Raw genomic sequence first — 17,187 nt, forward strand, 5'->3', positions numbered from 1 at the left:
CTGGAGTCCGACACCGGAGTCGATGGAGGAACCTTGCTACCGCTACTCGTCCGATTCGTGCTCGGACCGCTGGTCAGAGCGCTGTACCGCCCCGAGATCCGCGGCGTGGAGAACATCCCCGCCACCGGTCCGGTGCTGCTGGCACCCAACCATCGGGCGGCGCTGGACACCGGCGTGATCACTTTCACGGCGATGCGGCAGGTCAAGTTCCTCGGCAAGGCGGAGTACTTCACCGGCCGCGGGCTCAGGGGCAAACTGATGGCCGGTTTCCTGGGCGGCCTCGGCTACGTCCCGGTCGAACGCGGCAACGCGCAGGCCGGCCTCGCCGCGCTGGAAGCGGCGCGGAAGGTGCTCGACGCGGGCGGCGCGTTCGCGATCTACCCCGAAGGCACCCGCTCGCTGGACGGCCGGCTGCACCGTGGCCACACCGGAGTCGCGGCCCTCGCGCTGGCGACCGGCGCGAAGGTCGTGCCTGTCGCGCTTTCCGGGACCGAGAACCTGCAGCCCGCCGGGAAGCGGATCCCGCGGCGGGCGAAGATCACCGTCACCTACGGTGCGCCGCTGGACTTCTCGCGATACGAGGGGCAGGACTCGTCGCCGGCGATCCGGCGCTCGGTGACCGACGAGATCATGTACGCGATCCTGGAGCTTTCGGGGCAGGAATACGTCGACTCGTACCACAAACGGCCTGATCAGAGCGCTGCCTGACGATCTTGCCGGGCCGAAGTGGTAGCAAAGGTCCCTTGCTCCCTCCTGCTCGCGCTCCGTCGCCTTCCGGTCCGTGAAGGCCTCCTTACCTACCCTCAAGGTAGTGAAGGAGGCCTTCACGGACTCTGGGTCCCTCAAGGTGCCCTTCACGGACTAGAGATTCGCCACGTGTGCCCCGATAGCCCCGCAAGTCACAGGGCGGCAAGCGTGAAGGCCCCCTTCCCTCGGCTGAGCCGAGGGAAGGGGGCCTTCACGCGCGCCGCAAACCAGCCCAAAGCCCTACTTAGCCCACTTAGGCCGAGGCGGAGGCGCGTAGTCCGCGAAGCCGTCCAGAAGTGCCGAAGCGTCCGAGTCGATCGAGAGCATGTCCCGGTACCCCGCCGACAGGAAGCCCTCCGACACCATGTGGTCGGCGAACTTCAGCAGCGGCGCGTAGTACCCGCCGACGTCGACGAGCCCGATCGGCTTCTCGTGCAGCCCGAGCTGCGCCCACGTCCACACCTCGAACAGCTCCTCCAGCGTCCCCGCCCCGCCGGGCAGCGCGAGGAAGCCGTCGGACAGCGCGGCCATCTTCGCCTTCCGCTGGTGCATGTCGGCGACGACGTGCAGTTCGGTCAGGCCGGCGTGCGCGATCTCGACGCTGCCCAGTGCCTCGGGGATCACGCCGATCACCTCGCCGCCCGCGGCCAGCGCCGCGTCCGCGACGACGCCCATGGTCCCGACCGACGCGCCGCCGTAGACCAGCCCGATCCCCCGCGAGGCCAGCAACGTGCCCAGGGCACGAGCCTCCTCGGCATACCGGGGGTCGAAGCCCATCGAAGAGCCGCAGAAGACGCAGACCCGGCGCGGCGCCGCCATCAGTGGGTGTCCTCCCATGCCTGGTACGACTCCTGGACGACACGCACGGCGTCGTCGATGTCGTCCGTGACGTGCAGCAGGTCGAGGTCCTTCTGACCGATCTTGCCCTCGGCGAGCAGCGAACTGGCGATCCAGTCGTACAGGCCACCCCAGTACTTGCTGCCGAACAGCACGACCGGGAACTTCGTGACCTTCTTCGTCTGCACCAGGGTGAGCGCTTCGAACAGCTCGTCGAGCGTGCCGAAGCCACCGGGCAGGCAGATGAACGCCTGCGAGTACTTGATGAACATGGTCTTGCGCGCGAAGAAGTACCGGAAGTTGACGCCGAGGTCGACCCACGGGTTCAGGCCCTGCTCGAACGGCAGCTCGATGCCGAGGCCGACCGAGAAGCCGCCCGCCTCGTTGGCGCCGCGGTTCACCGCTTCCATCGCGCCGGGGCCGCCGCCGGTCATCACCGCGAAGCCCGCGTTCGCGAGCGCGCCGCCGATCTTGCGGCCGAGTTCGTACTCCGGGTGGTCCCGCTTGGTCCGCGCCGAACCGAACACCGTCACCGCGCGCGGCACCTCGGCGAGCGCGCCGAAACCTTCGACGAACTCCGCCTGGATCCGCAGCACGCGCCACGGGTCGGTGTGCACCCAGTCGCTCGGACCCCGCGAGTCCAGCAGGCGCTGGTCGGTGGTGCTGCCCTGGTCACGGCGATCCCGCCGCAGCACGACCGGGCCCTTGTGGCGCTCGATCGGACGTTCCGGGTACTGGCCGTCGGGGAACTCGCTTGTCTCACTCACCCCGCCAAGCCTACGACGTCGTCACCGTCCGGAGCGGCTGCATCGCCGCGAACAGGAGTTGTCGGATACGCGAACGCGGGGGCCCGCCCGTGAGCGGGCCCCCACGATCACCAGGAACGTCCGGTCAGCGCGAACGCGAGCATGGCCGTCGAGGTGAAGTCGATGGCGGGCTCGTTGCTCGGCCACGACGCGAGGTCGTCGGCGTAGCGGGACTCGGGGGTGTCGAAGGCTTCGAAGGGCTTCTTGCAGTCCTTCGAACCGGGCGGGAGCTCCATGTGCTCGAAGTTCTCCGCTCCGTTGGGGCCGTTCACGACGGCGCCGTAGAGCAGTTTCTCCTCGCCGGCTAGGTTCGCCGCCTGGTGGTGCGGGCACCGCGGGTACGTGGTGCCGACACCGACGACCAGCGAGACGCCCCAGGCGTTCGCGCCGAGGGTGAAATTCCGCTGCTGCGAACCGAACGCCGCGTACCGGCGGTCACCGGTCAGGTCCGCGTACAGCCGCTCGGTCGCGGCGAACCCGAAGCTCTTGCTGGCCGCGTCGAATTCCTTCACCGAGACGGCGGTCCGGAAAGGACTCTGAGCCGCGCTCGCGACACCTTCGTCGAGCTGACGCCGCAGATCGCCGATCAGTTCCTTCGGACCGAGCGCGGCACCCGGGACGCCGTGCCGCAGGAGCTTCGCCAGTTCGGCGTGCGCCAGCGCGCTGGTGTCGTACAGGTTGAGCGTGCTCTTCTCTTCGACGTCGATGTAGGCCTTCGCCCAGTGCGCCGCCTGCCGCGTCCACTCGGCGGACCGCGGGTCGCGCAGGGCCTTGGCCGCCAGGGCCAGCTGCGTCGCACCGAGCTCCATGTCGTCCCGCCAGGACGACTCCGGGTAGTACGCGTGCGGGAACGCGGTGACCAGTTCGCCGACGTTCTCGGTCTTGGCCTGCGCGAACACCGAAGCGGCTTCGGCGAGGTACTTCTTCGCCAGCGAAGGGTTCCGCCTCGACTCGACCTGCGCGCCGAGCGCGAACGCGGCGGCCACGCGGCCGGCGAGGTTCGGGCTGAGCGCGGAACCGCCGGGGTTCGCCGGGAAGACGGGCCGGTGCTTCACGAAGTACTTGGGGTCACCGGGTTTCACGTCGAGCGGATCGTCGTCGTGCGGGTTCCGCCAGACGTCGTGGTCGCCGAGGAAGCCGAACTTGTCGCTCCCCGTCCCGATGCCGACCTGGGCGTAGAGCGTCTTGCTCTTCTCGTCCCACATCTTGTCGAGCCAGTCGAGGCCGAGCTTGACCTCCGCGGCCAGCGCCCGGTCGTAGTCCTCGCGGAGCACGTAACCCAGCTCGGTCAGCGAGTACGCCGTGTTCGACGTGAACTTGACGAAATCACCCGCGTCGACCCAGCCGCCCTCGACGTCGACCGGCCCGCCCGCCGGCTTCAGCGGTTCGGTGATCTCGTCGCCGAATTCGCCGCCGAACGCGGGCCATTCGTAGACCGTGGCCTGTTTGTCCGCCAGATGCGAGGGTTTGCGGTCGAGCCGGCCGGGGATGATGTCGTCGCCGTCGCGCTGCGCCTGGAAGAACTCGTTGGTGGCACGGACGAGCGGCGTGAAGAGCCGGTCCTTGGTGTCCACCCGGAACGTCGGCGACGTCGCCTTGGTCTCGCCGGTGACCTCGATCCGGTACTTGCCCGGCAGCCAGACCTTCGACAGGTCGAGCTGGTACACCGCCGGGTACTTCGCGTTCCAGGCGCCGAGCGATTGACCGGTCCGTCCACGATGGACGGTCCGGCCGCGTTCGTCGACCACCGAGAACGAACCCGGCGCGCTGGACAGGAGATAGGCGTGTTTGGTCTCGGTGATGCCGTAGCCGACCTGGTCGACCCGGACCTCACCCCGCACCGCCGCCGCGGCCGAAACCGCCGGAACCGTCAAACCCCCGAGGACCAGTGCCGACATCGCGGCCACCGTCCGGGACCAGGAACTCACCATCATCGGCGCCCCGCTCACATTTAGTTAAGAAAGTTTCCTTTTTATTGCGCACGACGCTAGCTCCCCGAGCGCCACCAGTCAATATGTCCGTTTCGCCGGTCGGAAGTCACCGGATCCGGCCGTTGTTGGCGGATATCCGCCCAGCTCAGCCGGATACCCGCCGGGAAATCGTCTACCGTGGTTCGGTGCCGTCCAGGGCGGAACCACTCGGCGCGCGGATCCGGCGGCTGCGCCGGGCACGCGGGCTGACTCAGCGTGAGCTCGCCGAGCCGCGCTACGACCGCGGCTTCCTCGCCAAGGTCGAGTCGGGCCGCCGCCTGCCCTCGGACGACGTGCTCTCCCACCTCGCGGGACGGCTCGGCCTCACCGCGGACGAACTCCGCTTCGACCGGCCACCGGGCGCCGCCGAAGAACTCACCGACGCGCTCGAGGCCGCGTATCGCGAGTTGCAGAAGGGCGGACTCGAAGCCGCCGAGCGCGAGTTCGCCCGGGTGGAACGCCGGGCGGCGGAGTACCGGCTGCCGGACGTCCAATGCCACGCGCGGTTCCACCTCGGCGAAGTCCAGTGGCAGCGCTACGACATCCCGTTGGCGGACAAGGGATTCGCGTACGCCATGGAACTCGCCGACGCCGCATCGCCCCGGCTGCGCGCGATGATCGTCAACCGTGTCGCCGCCTGCCGCGCACTTTCGGGCGACCTGGGCGCTTCGGTCGCCCTTGTGGAGAAGGCGCTCGCCGATCTCCGCGCCACCGGCGCGAGCGAGCCCGACGCCGAGCTGGCGCTGGTGACCGCGTTGATCCACCCGCTGATCGAAATGGGCGCGCTCCGCCGGGCCCGCCGGGCCGCCGAGGAAGGCCGACGCGTCCTACCGTCCACCCGCCATGCGGAAATCGCCGCGCGCTATCACCGGCAGGCCGCGCAACTGTGGCAGGAGATCGGACTGGTCGAGCGCGCGGAGAAGGACCTTTCGCGGGCACTGCGCCTTTTCACCTCCCTCGGCTACGACCGCGACGCCGCCCGGAGCCGATGGGCGCGCGGCTTCCTGTGGCGACGGCTGGGCAAACTCGACGAGGCGCACGCCGAACTGCGGCTCGCCCGCGACCTCCTGGCCAAGGCCGGCTCCCGGGAGGGCGTACTCGGCGCGACCATCGAACTCGCCGATGTCCGCCGCCGCCAAGGGAAGCTCGACGAGGCGGCCGAACTCGCCGAAGAGATCCGCCCGCTTCTGGATCGATCCCCCGATATCGAGGCCAGGGCCGAGGTTCTCCGGCTACTGGGACTCATCGCCCGCGCGCGCGGCGACCTGCCCGAAGCGACCGCACTACTCGAAGAAGCCGCCACGGCACAGGAAAAGTCCGAACTGCGCGGCGCCCTGGTCGCCACCTCACTGCATTTGGGAGACACGCTGCGCGCCCGCGGATTAATCGAAAAAGCCGCCGAGGCCTACCGTCGCGGCGTACGCGCGGCCGCTATGTCCGATTTCGGGCCGACCGGCTGAAAACCATACGAAAGTCGCCATATATCGCACATGGCGCGAAAAACTCTTACTACACAGGCATTTCATTCCTCGCATGTGGATCTTCACCCGCCCCGCTAGGCCATCCGGCGCATTGACGCACCTTGTGACCGGCTCCTTTACTCGGACGTGTCCATCGGGATAACTCCAGTTATCCGAATGGGCACGCTCCCCGTCCCCGCCGTGCGCCCGCCAGGTCGAATTCCCCGCCACGCCTGAAGGCCGGACGGGTACACGGTCCTGCCCATGGAAGGTTCACATGACCGTTCAGCGAGGGCTCAGAACAGGGTTGGCGGCCGTCGCCGGCCTTGCCCTGAGCATGACGTTCCCGGTGACCCCGGCGAACGCGACCACCGCCACCATCCAGCCCGCGAGCCCGGACGCCGTGGCCGCGAGCGCGGCCGACCGGGCCGCCGCGACCGGGGTAGACCAGCTGCGAAAGGGGGCGCAGGAAGACTTCCGCCGCGTCGGGATGACCCCCGGCGGCGGAGGACTCTTCTACGCCGCTTACGAACGAACCTATCGTGGCCTGCCCGTCGTGGGCGGGGACGCGGTGGTGGTGGCCGACGGCGCCGGGCGCGTCCGCGGCACCAGCGCCGCCGAGACCGCGGCGATCTCGGTCGACACCAAGGCCAGGATCTCCGCGGCGAAGGCGACCGAGGTCGCGCGCGGCCAGCTGTCCAAAGTAGACAGTGTGGTCGCGCCGAAGCTCGTCGTGCTGGCGGGGAACTCCCCCAAGCTCGCCTACGAGGTCGTCGTCGCCGGCACCAAGGCGGCGAACCCGAGCAACCTGCACGTCTTCGTCGACGGCGTCACCGGCGCGGTACTCGAAACCCGTGACGACGTCAAGATGTCCAACTTCCCCGCCGCCGCACCGAAGGCGACATCGAACGACGTCGGCACGCTGGGCGCCGGGAACAGCTACTACGCCGGCAACGTCACCATCGACACGACGAACTCCGGCGGCACGTACACGATGCGCGACCCGCAGCGCACCAACATCAGCTGCGCCCGCCAGAACGGCTCCCCCTACAGCGGGCCGGACGACAACTGGGGCAACGGTTCCGGCACCGACCTGGAAACCGCCTGTGTCGACGCGCTCTTCGGCGTGCAGACCGAGTGGAAGATGCTGGGCGAATGGCTCGGCCGCAACGGCATCAACGGCAACGGCGGCGGCTTCCCCGCCTACGTCGGCCTCAACCAGGCCAACGCGTACTGGAACGGCTCGTCGACCACCTATGGCCGCTCGTCGGACAGCCAGCGCCAAGCCACCCCGATGGACGTCGTCGCGCACGAGTACGGCCACGCCATCTTCCAGACCACGCCGGGCGGCGCGGGCAGCGGCAACGAGAACGGCGGCCTCAACGAGTCCACCGGTGACATCTTCGGCGCCATCACCGAGCACTACGCCAACAACGCCAAGGACGTCCCCGACTACGACGTCGGCGAGGGCGTGAACCTGGTCGGCCGCGGGCCGATCCGCTACATGAACCAGCCGAGCCGGATCTCCGGCAACCCCGACTGCTACTCGTCGTCCATCCCGAACACCGAGGTGCACGCCGCCGCGGGCCCGCAGAACCACTGGTTCTACCTGCTGGCCGAGGGCACCGCGCCGGCCGGCAAGCCGGCCAGCCCGACCTGCAACAACACCTCGATCACCGGGATCGGCATCCAGAAGGCCGCGAAGATCTTCTACAACGGCCTGCTGAAGAAGACCTCCAGCTGGAACCACCGCGCGGCTCGCAAGGCCACCCTGGAAGCGGCGCTCGCGCTGTACCCGGGTACCTGCACCGAGTTCAACACCACCAAGGCGGCGTGGAACGCGATCAGCGTTCCCGCGGCGACCGGTGAGCCGACCTCGTGCACCCCGCAGGGCGACGACTTCTCGGTCGGCGTCACCCCGGCGTCGGGTTCGGTCGAGCCGGGCGAGTCGGCCACCGTCACGGTGAACACCGCGACCGTCAACGGTGCGGCGCAGTCCGTGTCGCTCAGCGCCAGCGGCCTGCCCGCCGGCGCGACCGCGACGTTCAACCCGGCCACCGTGCAGTCCGGGTCGTCTTCGACGCTCACCATCGCGACGTCGGCGGACACCCCTGACGGCACCAGCACCATCACGGTGACCGGCACCGCGGCGAGCGGTACGCACACCGCGCAGTACAAGCTGACCGTCGGCAGCGGCGGCGACGTGCGGACCTACACCAACGACACCGACTACGCGCTGCGTGACTACGGCACGGTGAACAGCCCGATCACCTCCACCGCCACCGGTAACGCGGTGTCCCCGGTGAAGGTGACGGTCACGGGTACGCACACCTGCTCCGAGGACCTCCGCATCAGCCTGCGGGCCCCCGACGGCAGCACGTACTCGGTCAAGCCCACGGGATACCTGCCGTGCACCGACCTGGGCACGCGGAACTACTCGGTGAACGTGACCAACGAGGTCGCGGCGGGCACCTGGACCCTCGTGGTCTACGACGCCTACTCGCAGGACACCGGCACGCTCTCCAGCTGGACCATCACCGTCTGATTCCCGTTCCGTGAAGGCCTCCTTCCCTACTTTCAGCGTAGGGAAGGAGGCCTTCACGGACCATCACCTCGGAAAGGAAGACCCCGGCATGAAGTGGGGAAAGCGAATAGGAGCGGCCATCGTCGGCATGGCCGCCGTACTGGGTGTCGTCACGGCGCCCGCGCAGGCGGTCACGGCCGCCGCCGCACCGGACATCTCGCTCGCCAACGTCAAGGCGCATTTGAGCGCGTTGCAGACCATCGCCAACCAGAACGGCGGCAACCGCGCCGCCGGACGGCCGGGCTACCCGGCGTCGGTGTCCTATGTGGCGCAGAAGCTGCGCGACGCGGGTTACAACGTCACTTTGCAGTCCTGCACGAGCTGCGCGGGCTCGAACCAGAACATCATCGCGGAATGGCCGCAGGGTGACGCGAGCCAGGTCATCATGCTCGGCGCGCACCTCGACAGCGTCAGCGCCGGCCCCGGCATCAACGACAACGGCTCGGGCTCGGCCTCGATCCTCGAAGTCGCGCTGACCCTGGCCCGCGAGAATCCCACGATGGCCAAGCGGGTCCGCTTCGGCTGGTGGGCCGACGAGGAGTCCGGTCTCCGCGGGTCCAGGTTCTACGTCAACAGCCTTCCGCAGACCGAGCGCACGAAGATCAAGACCTACCTGAACTTCGACATGATCGGCTCCGACAACTGGGGCTACTTCGTCTATGACGACGTCGCTTCGGTCAAGGCCGTGTTCGACGAGTACTTCCGGACGATCGGCATCCAGACCGAGGGCGACACCGAAGGCGACGGCCGTTCGGACCACGCGTCGTTCAAGAGCGCCGGTATCCCGGTCGGCGGTCTCGCGACCGGCGCCGGGTACACGAAGAGCGCGGCGCAGCAACAGAAGTGGGGCGGCACCGCCGGACGGGCGTTCGACAGCTGTTACCACCGCGCGTGCGACACGCTGTCGAACATCCCGGACACCCCGCTGGAAAAGAACAGCGACGCGATCGCGTACGCCCTTTGGAAGCTCGCCGTCGGCACGTCGACGGGTCCCGACTTCTCGCTCGGCCTCTCGCCGTCCTCCGGCACCGTCCAAGCGGGACAGTCGGCGACCGTCACGGTCAACACCGCGACGACTTCCGGTGCGGCACAATCGGTTTCGCTGAGCGCCAGCGGCCTCCCCGCGGGAGCGACCGCGACGTTCAACCCCGCTTCGGTGCAGTCCGGCGGATCCTCGACGCTCACCATCGCGACGTCGGCGAGCACTCCCAACGGCACCAGCACGATCACGGTGACCGGTGACGGGACCTCGGTGGACCGCACCGCGCAGTACACGCTCACCGTCGGCGACGTCAGCGTGCGCACGTTCACCAACGGCACCGACTACGCGCTGAACGACTACGCGACGGTCAACAGCCCGATCACCTCCACCGCCACCGGCAACGCGGTGTCCCCGGTGAAGGTGACGGTCACCGGGACGCACACCTGCTCCGAGGACCTCCGCATCAGCCTGCGGGCCCCCGACGGCAGCACGTACTCGGTCAAGCCCACGGGATACCTGCCGTGCACCGACCTGGGCACGCGGAACTACTCGGTGAACGTGACCAACGAGGTCGCGGCGGGCACCTGGACCCTCGTGGTCTACGACGCCTACTCGCAGGACACCGGCACGCTCGACAGCTGGACCATCACCGTCTGACCATCCGAATGGCGAAGGCCATCTCACGAGGACACCCGGCCTCGTGGGATGGCCTTCGTACGTGAGGGAGATTTGCGGACAACTTATCGATATCTGGTCTAGACCACCCGATCGTCGGTAGCGTGGGCCTGGTACCGCGACCTATGTTGAGCCGAACGGCCGCTTCCTGTTCGTTCCAACCGCTTTCGAGATGGGAGCTGGGTATGTTCGGTCGCGTCTCACGGCTGCTCGCAATCACCGGCGCGGCGGTACTCGCCGTCACCACCCTCGTCGCCTTGGGCTCGGCGCAGGCGTCACCCGACGCCGAGGTCTGCGCGGTCAAATCGAAGCCCGCGGGCAAGGTCCTGCAGGGCTATTGGGAGAACTGGGACGGCGCTTCGAACGGCGTCCATCCCCCGATGGGCTGGATCCCGATCACCGACGCCCGCATCAAAGCCAATGGGTACAACGTGATCAACGCGGCCTTTCCGGTCATCCTGTCCGACGGAACGGTCAAATGGGAGGACGGGATGGACGCGACTGTGAAGGTCGCGACCCCGTCCGAAATGTGCGCCGCGAAGGACGCGGGAGCGACCATCCTGATGTCCATCGGCGGTGCCACCGCGGGAATCGATCTGAATTCGGCCACCGTGGCGGACAAATTCGTCGCGACCATCGTGCCGATCCTGAAGAAGTACAACTTCGACGGGATCGACATCGACATCGAAACCGGCCTGGTCGGCAGCGGGAACATCGCGACGCTTTCCGCGTCGCAGAAGAACCTCATCCGCATCATCGACGGTGTGCTCGCCGCGATGCCGCCGAACTTCGGGCTCACCATGGCGCCCGAGACCGCGTACGTCACCGGCGGCAGCGTCGTCTACGGCTCGATCTGGGGCGCGTACCTGCCGATCATCAAGAAGTACGCGGACAACGGCAGGCTGTGGTGGCTGAACATGCAGTACTACAACGGAAGCATGTACGGCTGCTCCGGTGATTCGTACCAGGCGGGGACGGTCCAGGGCTTCGTCGCGCAGACCAACTGCCTCGACAAGGGCCTGGTGATCCAGGGCCAGACGATCCGCGTCCCCTACGACAAGCAGGCCCCTGGCCTGCCCGCGCAGGCGGGTGCCGGCGGCGGCTACATGTCGCCGAGCCTGGTCTCCCAGGCGTACCGCAGCATTCCGGCCCTGAAGGGCCTGATGACCTGGTCGATCAACTGGGACGGCTCACGGAACTGGACCTTCGGGCAGAACGTGAAGTCCCTGCAGGGCCGCTGATCCCTCGTGTCGTCCGTCTGATCACGCGAGTTACGCCTTCAATCACGCGAGTTCGCCGTCCAATCACGCGAGTTACGAGTTCCGTCACGCGGGCTCGCCGTGCGGAACCGGGGAACTCGCGTGATCAGAGACGTAACACGCGTGATTGGGGGCGTAACTCACGATTCGCCGCTTGGGATCGGGTCGTCGTACTCCCCCGAAGGGCCCGAGTGCTGCTTCCCGTCGGGGTAGGGCCACGGATTCGCGGTGCAGCCGTGTAGGCCGAGCGTCTGCTGCTGCATCACCGGCGCGAGCGCGCCCGGCGCGGGACATTTCTCGTGGCCGCGCCCGAGCCGGTGCCCGACCTCGTGCGTGACCATGTACTGCCGATAGACGGTCAGCGGCGCGCCGTAACCGGGCACGCCGTTCGCCCAGCGCGCGACGTTGAGCACGACGTTGTTGCCATTGCGGCACGAGGTGTAGCCGTCGGGCCTGCCGCACAGCACGTCCCGTGTCCCCGGTGTGGCGAGGTGGATCGTGAAATCCGCCGGACCGTCCGGGCCGACCCGCTGCAACCGCCATCGCCCGCCGGCGGTCCAGCCGCGCGGATCCGCCAAAGTGAGCTCGACCGCCTTGGTGAAGGCGTCGACGCTCACACCCGCGATGTCGGCTTCGACGGCGAGGCGGTACCGCAGCAGCCTCCCGGTCTGCCCGGCGACCGGACCTTCGCCGGGCGGGAACAGCCATCGGCCGGATCCCGCCTGTGGGTAGGTGATTTCGGCGGACGGCGGTGCCAGCACGGGCTTCGGCGTGGAGGACGGCGTCGTCGAGGGAACGACGACCGGTGTCACCGCGGGAGGGGCGACCGAATGGCTTTCGCAGCCGGCCACCATCAAGGCGCACACGGCGAGAGCCAGCGCCCGGCGCGCGGTCATCGGTCCCTCCGGAGATCTTCGGTCACGTCCAGGAGTACGAGCAGGGGCCAGGAGAGGTTGTGGGACCGCGCGCGCAACCTTTCGGCACGTCCGCACGTATCGTTCTCGGTCATGGGCGAGGAGGTCGGCGGACGGCTGCGGCGGCTCCGCGCCGAACGCGGCCTCACCCAGCGTGAACTCGCCGAACCGCACTACACCGCCGCGTACGTCTCGTCCGTCGAGACGGGCGCGCGGACGCCCTCCGGTGACGCGATGCGCCATTTCGCCGCGCGGCTCGGCGTGGACACCGGCGAACTGCTCGGCGTGACGTCGCCCCGCGACGACGTCCGGCTCGATCTGGACATCGCGGCCGCCGCCGCGGACTTCCTGGCGGGGAACGGTTCTCCGCCGAAGATGCGGCGGCTGGCCCGGCGGGCCGAGAAGATCGGCCGCGACCGCCAGGCCGGCCTCGCCTGGCTGTGGCTCGCGCGGTCCACCGAGGGCGACGCCAGGGCGCGGTCGGTGGCCGCCGCCGAAGCCGCGCTCACCGACGACATCCCGCCGTACCGCGAACTGGCCGCCGCGTCGCGGGCGAACGTCCTGCTCGACCGGGGCGAGCCGCATCACGCGATGCACCTGCTCCGGACCGCGCTCGACGCGAGCCGCGGCCGTCACCCGCATCCGGTGCTCCTGCTGACCCTGCACGCGTACCTCGCCGACGGGCAGCTCCGCCTCGGCGAGAACACCCAGGCCGCGCATCACGCGGTCGAGGCACTTCGGCTGGCTCGCGGCGGCGAGGAGATCCTGGCAGAACTCGCCGAGAACCAGCGACGGCTGGCCGAGTCCTATCTCAGCGAAGGGCGGCTGGCCGACGCCGTCGTCGCCGTGTCCGCGCTGCACGACCTGCTCCACGAACGCGCCCTGCGGCCGGTGCTGGCGCGGTGCCTGTTCGCGCGGGCGCTGCACCGGCGGGCTGACGACCTCGAAGGCGCTCTCGCGGATCTTCGCGCGTCACGCGCGGCCGCGCCCGATCAGACCGTCACGCTGGAGCTCGCCGACGTCTGCCGTGAACTCGGTCGTCTCGACGACGCCGCCGCGCTACTCTCCGAAGCAACCGAAGCCATCTCGGAGGACTCGCCGCTGTCTGCTTCACTCACGTTCCAACAGGGCTCACTGGCTCTAGCCCGTGGAGACCTCGAAGCAGCCGAAGCAGGCTTCGCGCACGCCATCGACGTAGCCGCCCTCCACGACACTCGTGGCGTCTTGGCTGCTTCGATCGACAAAGCGGGAGAGCTCCTTCGCGACCAGGGGCGCTTCGAAGAGGCTGCGGACCTACTGCGGCATGGACTGCTCCTTCTCGGAGCCGAGGAGGACGTTTCCCAGTGACCGAAGTGGACTTGGAAGACATCAGTGCCCGGTTGGTGAGCCGGTTCGGTGCCGACGCCGACGGATGGCTCGCCGGGGTCCCCGCCCTAGCCGCGCGGCTGGCCTCTCGATGGGACTTCGAGCTCGGCGAACTGTTCGAGAGCGGGGCTTCGTCCGTCGTTCTGCGCTGCCGTTGGTCCGACGGGACGCCGGCGGTGCTCAAACTCAGCCCGGACGGCGCGCTGCTGACCAAACAGCTCGAAATGCTGCGGGTGTTCGCGCCCTCGGGCCGGGTGCCCGCCGTCCTCGCCGCCGACGCGGACGCCGGCGCGATGGTGCTGGAAGAGATCCGGCCGGGCACCCCGGCCGAAGACCTGCCGCTGTCGCCCCTGCCGGGACAGTGGGGAGAACTGCTCACCGCCCTGCATTCCGTCGCCCCGCCCGCGGACTGGCCCTGGACCCTGCGGGGCCGGTTCGAGGAGTCGTTCGACCGGATCGGCAAACGGATCACCGAACCGGCCATCGCCGCCAGGATCGGCCCGGACACCTGGCGGCGGGCGATCGAGCGCTGCGAGAAGCTGCTGGACACGCAGGCCGGCGTCGTGTTGCTCCACGGCGATCTGCATCTCGGCAACGCCTTGGACGGCGGCTCGCGCGGTCTGATCGCGATCGATCCGAAGGCGTGCGTGGGTGATCCGTGCTTCGACGCCGTCGACTACGTGGTGAGCGGCGCCGGGTACGAAGGTGTCGAGGCCCGTTGCCGCTCGGTGGCGAACGCGTGCGGGCTCGACGAGGACCGGTTGTACGCCTGGAGCCGCGTGGTCGCCCCGATGTTCGCCATCTCGCAGTTGACCTATGGCGGCCCGGAGCAGGCCCTCGTCGAATGGCTCGCCCTGGCTAGCTGAGGAATTCGCGCAGCACCGCGGAGACCTGTCGGATCTCACCCGCTCGAACGTTCTCCTGGCGGGTATGCGCGAGCGTCGGGTCGCCGGGGCCGAAGTTCACCGCCGGAATCCCGAGAGCCGCGAAGCGCGCGACGTCGGTCCAGCCCAGCTTCGCGACCGCCTTGCCCCCGGCCGCGGCGACCAGCTCGGCCGCGGCGGGAGCGCTCAGCCCGGGCAGCGCGCCAGGCGACAAGTCGACAATCTTGACGTCGTAACCCTCGAAGACCTCTCGAAGGTGCGCCTCGGCTTGTTCGGCGCTCCTGTCGGGCGCGAACCGGTGGTTGATCGTGAGCACGGCCTCGTCCGGGACGACGTTGCCCGCGACGCCACCGCCGATCTTCGTGGCCTGCAAGCCTTCGCGGTAGGTCAGGCCGTCGATGTCGACCACCCGCGACGTGTACCCGGCCAGCCTGCGCAGCGGTTCGGCGAGACCGTGGATCGCGTTGACGCCCATCCAGCCGCGCGCGGTGTGCGCCCGGACGCCGTCGACGCGGATCTCGATCCGCATCGTGCCCTGGCAGCCGCCCTCGATTCCGCCGTTCGACGGCTCACCGAGGATCGCGAGGTCGGCTCGCAGCCACTCGGGCAGCTCGCGCTCGATGCGGCCGAGACCGTTCTTCGTCGCTTCGATCTCTTCGCAGTCGTAGAACACGAAGGTGATGTCGTGCCTCGGCTCCCGGAGTGCGGCGGCGAGGTGCAGGAAGACGGCGTCGCCGCTCTTCATGTCGACGGTGCCGAGACCGTGCAGGATCTCGTCGTCACCGGTCCCCTCGCGGCGCACGGGCAGGTTCTCGTTCACCGGAACGGTGTCGAGATGCCCGGCCAGCAGCACCCGCGACGGACGGCCGAGGTTCGTGCGGGCGAGGACCGCGTCACCGTTGCGGATCACCTCGAGATGCGGCGCCTGCGCCTGGAGCGCGGCCTGCACGGTGTCCGCGATCACCTTCTCCTGCTCCGAGACGCTGAAGATGTCCACCAGCGCGGCGGTGAGGTCGACGGGATCGGCGTGCAAGTCGAGCGAAGGCATGCCCGCACCGTACCGCCGGGGGCCCAGGACTACCGTGAAGGAGTGCGCATGCGAACGATCTTGGTCGCCCTCCTCCTGGTGCTCAGCGGGTGCGGATCGAACGAAGTCCCGGTGACGGTCCGGCCGACCCAGAGCACCGGGCCGGACGTGCTGCCGATCAAGCTCAAGGCGCTGACCACCGATCAGTGCTACGTCGCACCGGGGACCGAATCGCCCAAGGGCTGCCAGAAGTACGTGACCGAGCTCTTCAGCGCGGCGGGCACCATCCGCAAGCGCCGCCCGGACCTGTCGTCGCACGCCGACGCGCTGGAGCGCCCGATCGCCGCCTACCGCACCGCGAACTGCCAGGACCAGGCGGCTTCCGGCGGCCCGTGCGGCCAAGCGCTCGGCGACATGGCGGCGGCGCTGACCAGTGTGAAGAGCCTCGTCGGCGGCTGAGGAGGCTCTCTGGGTTACCGTTCAGGTCGTGAGCGAGCAGACCCCTGACCCCGAAACGACCGGCGCCACCGGCGTCGGACTGGCCACCGTCACGACGGACGGCACGGTACTGGACACCTGGTTCCCGCTGCCCAAGCTGACCGACGGCACCGACAGCAAGGCCGGCACGGTGCGGCTGACCGCCGAAGAGGCCTCCGAAGCCCTCGGCGAGGCCGCGGCCGCCCAGCTCGGCCCGGACACCGATCGCGGTGTCGAGGTCGTCGCGGTCCGCACGACCATCGCCCGGCTCGCCGACGCCCCCGGCGACACGCACGACGTCTACCTGCGGCTTCACCTGCTGTCGCACCGGCTGATCCGGCCGCACGGCGCGAGCCTCGACGGCATCTTCGGCCTGCTGGCGAACGTCGTGTGGACCAACCACGGGCCGTGCCCCGTCGAGGGCTTCGAAGCGACCCGGCTGCGGCTGCGGGCGCGCGGCAACGTCACCGTGTACAGCGTCGACAAGTTCCCGCGGATGGTGGACTACGTCGTGCCGGCCGGCGTCCGCATCGCCGACGCCGACCGCGCCCGGCTCGGCGCGCACCTGGCCAACGGCACCACGGTCATGCACGAGGGCTTCATCAACTTCAACGCCGGCACGCTCGGCGCCTCCATGGTCGAAGGCCGGATCTCGGCGGGCGTCGTGGTCGGCGACGGCTCCGACGTCGGCGGCGGCGCGTCGATCATGGGCACGCTGTCCGGCGGCGGCAAGGAGACCATCTCGATCGGCGAGCGCTGCCTGATCGGCGCGAACGGCGGCGTCGGCATCTCGCTCGGCGACGACTCGGTCGTCGAAGCGGGCCTGTACGTCACGGCCGGCACGAAGGTGACCTTCGAGGGCAAGGTCGTGAAGGCGATGGAGCTGTCCGGTATCTCGGGCGCGGTGTTCCGGCGGAACTCCGGGACCGGCGCCGTCGAGGTCGTCGCGCGCACCGGCGTCGGCATCGAGCTGAACGCGGCCCTGCACGCCAACTGACCTGCGGAAAGAGAGCAAGGGACCTTTGCTACCGCCTGGGTCTCCCGGGGGTGTGTGGGAATAGAGACGTTGACTGTCCCTATTTCCGCACACCCCTCACCGTGCGTAGCGATGCTGACTGACAGTGCGGACTTCGGACGCGCGCGCGGGAGCAAGGGACCTTTGCTACCGCCTGGGACTCTCGGGTGTCGCGAAAGCCACTT

14 protein-coding genes are annotated in these 17,187 nt (G+C 69.1%); 9 read left to right on the forward strand and 5 right to left on the reverse strand.

Annotation, left to right across the window (positions count from 1 at the left end):
* Window positions 1-33 precede the first annotated feature (33 nt).
* Window positions 34-708 carry a lysophospholipid acyltransferase family protein gene (locus tag ACZ3HL_RS25460; RefSeq protein ID WP_465417349.1) on the forward strand — a complete coding sequence of 225 codons (675 nt, stop codon included), beginning with the start codon at window positions 34-36 and terminating at the stop codon, window positions 706-708.
* 279 nt (window positions 709-987) lie between these two features.
* Here the strand turns inward: ACZ3HL_RS25460 and ACZ3HL_RS25465 are convergent, their stop codons facing one another.
* The 3 genes from ACZ3HL_RS25465 to ACZ3HL_RS25475 all read right to left on the reverse strand — a co-directional run bounded on the left by ACZ3HL_RS25465 (window position 988) and on the right by ACZ3HL_RS25475 (window position 4,324).
* Window positions 988-1,566 (reverse strand): LOG family protein, encoded by a 579-nt coding sequence (locus tag ACZ3HL_RS25465; RefSeq protein WP_465534436.1) that lies wholly within the window; start codon window positions 1,564-1,566, stop codon window positions 988-990.
* Entirely contained in the window at window positions 1,566-2,351 is a 786-nt protein-coding gene (locus ACZ3HL_RS25470; RefSeq protein WP_465534179.1) for an LOG family protein, read from the reverse strand. Before ACZ3HL_RS25470 ends, ACZ3HL_RS25465 begins: the two co-directional genes overlap by 1 nt.
* A gap of 107 nt (window positions 2,352-2,458) precedes the next feature.
* Window positions 2,459-4,324 (reverse strand): glycoside hydrolase family 9 protein, encoded by a 1,866-nt coding sequence (locus tag ACZ3HL_RS25475; protein WP_465534181.1) that lies wholly within the window; start codon window positions 4,322-4,324, stop codon window positions 2,459-2,461.
* Between the two features lie 182 nt (window positions 4,325-4,506).
* Between ACZ3HL_RS25475 and ACZ3HL_RS25480 the strand changes: the two genes are divergently transcribed.
* The 4 genes from ACZ3HL_RS25480 to ACZ3HL_RS25495 all read left to right on the forward strand — a co-directional run bounded on the left by ACZ3HL_RS25480 (window position 4,507) and on the right by ACZ3HL_RS25495 (window position 11,302).
* Entirely contained in the window at window positions 4,507-5,820 is a 1,314-nt protein-coding gene (locus tag ACZ3HL_RS25480) for a helix-turn-helix domain-containing protein (RefSeq protein ID WP_465534183.1), read from the forward strand.
* A 277-nt stretch (window positions 5,821-6,097) separates the two neighbouring features.
* A complete protein-coding gene (locus ACZ3HL_RS25485; protein WP_465534185.1) occupies window positions 6,098-8,365 on the forward strand; it encodes a M4 family metallopeptidase in 2,268 nt (755 codons plus the stop codon).
* 88 nt (window positions 8,366-8,453) lie between these two features.
* Window positions 8,454-10,043, forward strand: a complete 1,590-nt coding sequence (locus ACZ3HL_RS25490) for a M28 family peptidase (RefSeq protein ID WP_465534187.1) — start codon at window positions 8,454-8,456, stop codon at window positions 10,041-10,043.
* Window positions 10,044-10,246: 203 nt separating this feature from the next.
* Window positions 10,247-11,302, forward strand: a complete 1,056-nt coding sequence (locus ACZ3HL_RS25495) for a chitinase (protein ID WP_465534189.1) — start codon at window positions 10,247-10,249, stop codon at window positions 11,300-11,302.
* Window positions 11,303-11,460: 158 nt separating this feature from the next.
* Here the strand turns inward: ACZ3HL_RS25495 and ACZ3HL_RS25500 are convergent, their stop codons facing one another.
* A complete protein-coding gene (locus ACZ3HL_RS25500; protein ID WP_465534191.1) occupies window positions 11,461-12,216 on the reverse strand; it encodes a DUF3152 domain-containing protein in 756 nt (251 codons plus the stop codon).
* Between the two features lie 111 nt (window positions 12,217-12,327).
* Here ACZ3HL_RS25500 and ACZ3HL_RS25505 point away from each other — a divergent pair, with 111 nt between their 5' ends.
* Together ACZ3HL_RS25505 and ACZ3HL_RS25510 are read left to right on the forward strand one after the other, a co-directional pair.
* A complete protein-coding gene (locus tag ACZ3HL_RS25505; RefSeq protein WP_465534193.1) occupies window positions 12,328-13,581 on the forward strand; it encodes a helix-turn-helix domain-containing protein in 1,254 nt (417 codons plus the stop codon).
* Window positions 13,578-14,465, forward strand: coding sequence for an aminoglycoside phosphotransferase family protein (locus ACZ3HL_RS25510; RefSeq protein WP_465534195.1), 888 nt, complete (start codon window positions 13,578-13,580; stop codon window positions 14,463-14,465). Before ACZ3HL_RS25505 ends, ACZ3HL_RS25510 begins: the two co-directional genes overlap by 4 nt.
* Here ACZ3HL_RS25510 and dapE read toward each other — a convergent pair.
* Window positions 14,458-15,531 (reverse strand): succinyl-diaminopimelate desuccinylase, encoded by a 1,074-nt coding sequence (gene dapE, locus ACZ3HL_RS25515; protein WP_465534197.1) that lies wholly within the window; start codon window positions 15,529-15,531, stop codon window positions 14,458-14,460. The genes ACZ3HL_RS25510 and dapE overlap by 8 nt on opposite strands.
* Window positions 15,532-15,579: 48 nt before the next feature.
* Here dapE and ACZ3HL_RS25520 point away from each other — a divergent pair, with 48 nt between their 5' ends.
* Together ACZ3HL_RS25520 and dapD are read left to right on the forward strand one after the other, a co-directional pair.
* Window positions 15,580-15,969, forward strand: a complete 390-nt coding sequence (locus tag ACZ3HL_RS25520) for a hypothetical protein (protein ID WP_465534199.1) — start codon at window positions 15,580-15,582, stop codon at window positions 15,967-15,969.
* A 28-nt stretch (window positions 15,970-15,997) separates the two neighbouring features.
* Window positions 15,998-16,984 carry a 2,3,4,5-tetrahydropyridine-2,6-dicarboxylate N-succinyltransferase gene (gene dapD / locus ACZ3HL_RS25525; protein ID WP_465534201.1) on the forward strand — a complete coding sequence of 329 codons (987 nt, stop codon included), beginning with the start codon at window positions 15,998-16,000 and terminating at the stop codon, window positions 16,982-16,984.
* Window positions 16,985-17,187 lie beyond the last annotated feature (203 nt).

The organism is Amycolatopsis sp. NPDC000009, assembly GCF_055563465.1.

Bases quoted from the DNA above. Each gene is read 5' to 3' on its own strand.
- ACZ3HL_RS25490 (WP_465534187.1), top strand. From the start codon at position 8,454: ATGAAGTGGGGAAAGCGAATAGGAGCGGCCATCGTCGGCATGGCCGCC.
- ACZ3HL_RS25505 (WP_465534193.1), top strand. From the start codon at position 12,328: ATGGGCGAGGAGGTCGGCGGACGGCTGCGGCGGCTCCGCGCCGAACGC.
- ACZ3HL_RS25520 (WP_465534199.1), top strand. From the start codon at position 15,580: ATGCGAACGATCTTGGTCGCCCTCCTCCTGGTGCTCAGCGGGTGCGGA.
- dapE (WP_465534197.1), bottom strand. From the start codon at position 15,531: ATGCCTTCGCTCGACTTGCACGCCGATCCCGTCGACCTCACCGCCGCG.
- ACZ3HL_RS25485 (WP_465534185.1), top strand. From the start codon at position 6,098: ATGACCGTTCAGCGAGGGCTCAGAACAGGGTTGGCGGCCGTCGCCGGC.
- ACZ3HL_RS25465 (WP_465534436.1), bottom strand. From the start codon at position 1,566: ATGGCGGCGCCGCGCCGGGTCTGCGTCTTCTGCGGCTCTTCGATGGGC.
- ACZ3HL_RS25495 (WP_465534189.1), top strand. From the start codon at position 10,247: ATGTTCGGTCGCGTCTCACGGCTGCTCGCAATCACCGGCGCGGCGGTA.
- ACZ3HL_RS25500 (WP_465534191.1), bottom strand. From the start codon at position 12,216: ATGACCGCGCGCCGGGCGCTGGCTCTCGCCGTGTGCGCCTTGATGGTG.
- ACZ3HL_RS25475 (WP_465534181.1), bottom strand. From the start codon at position 4,324: ATGATGGTGAGTTCCTGGTCCCGGACGGTGGCCGCGATGTCGGCACTG.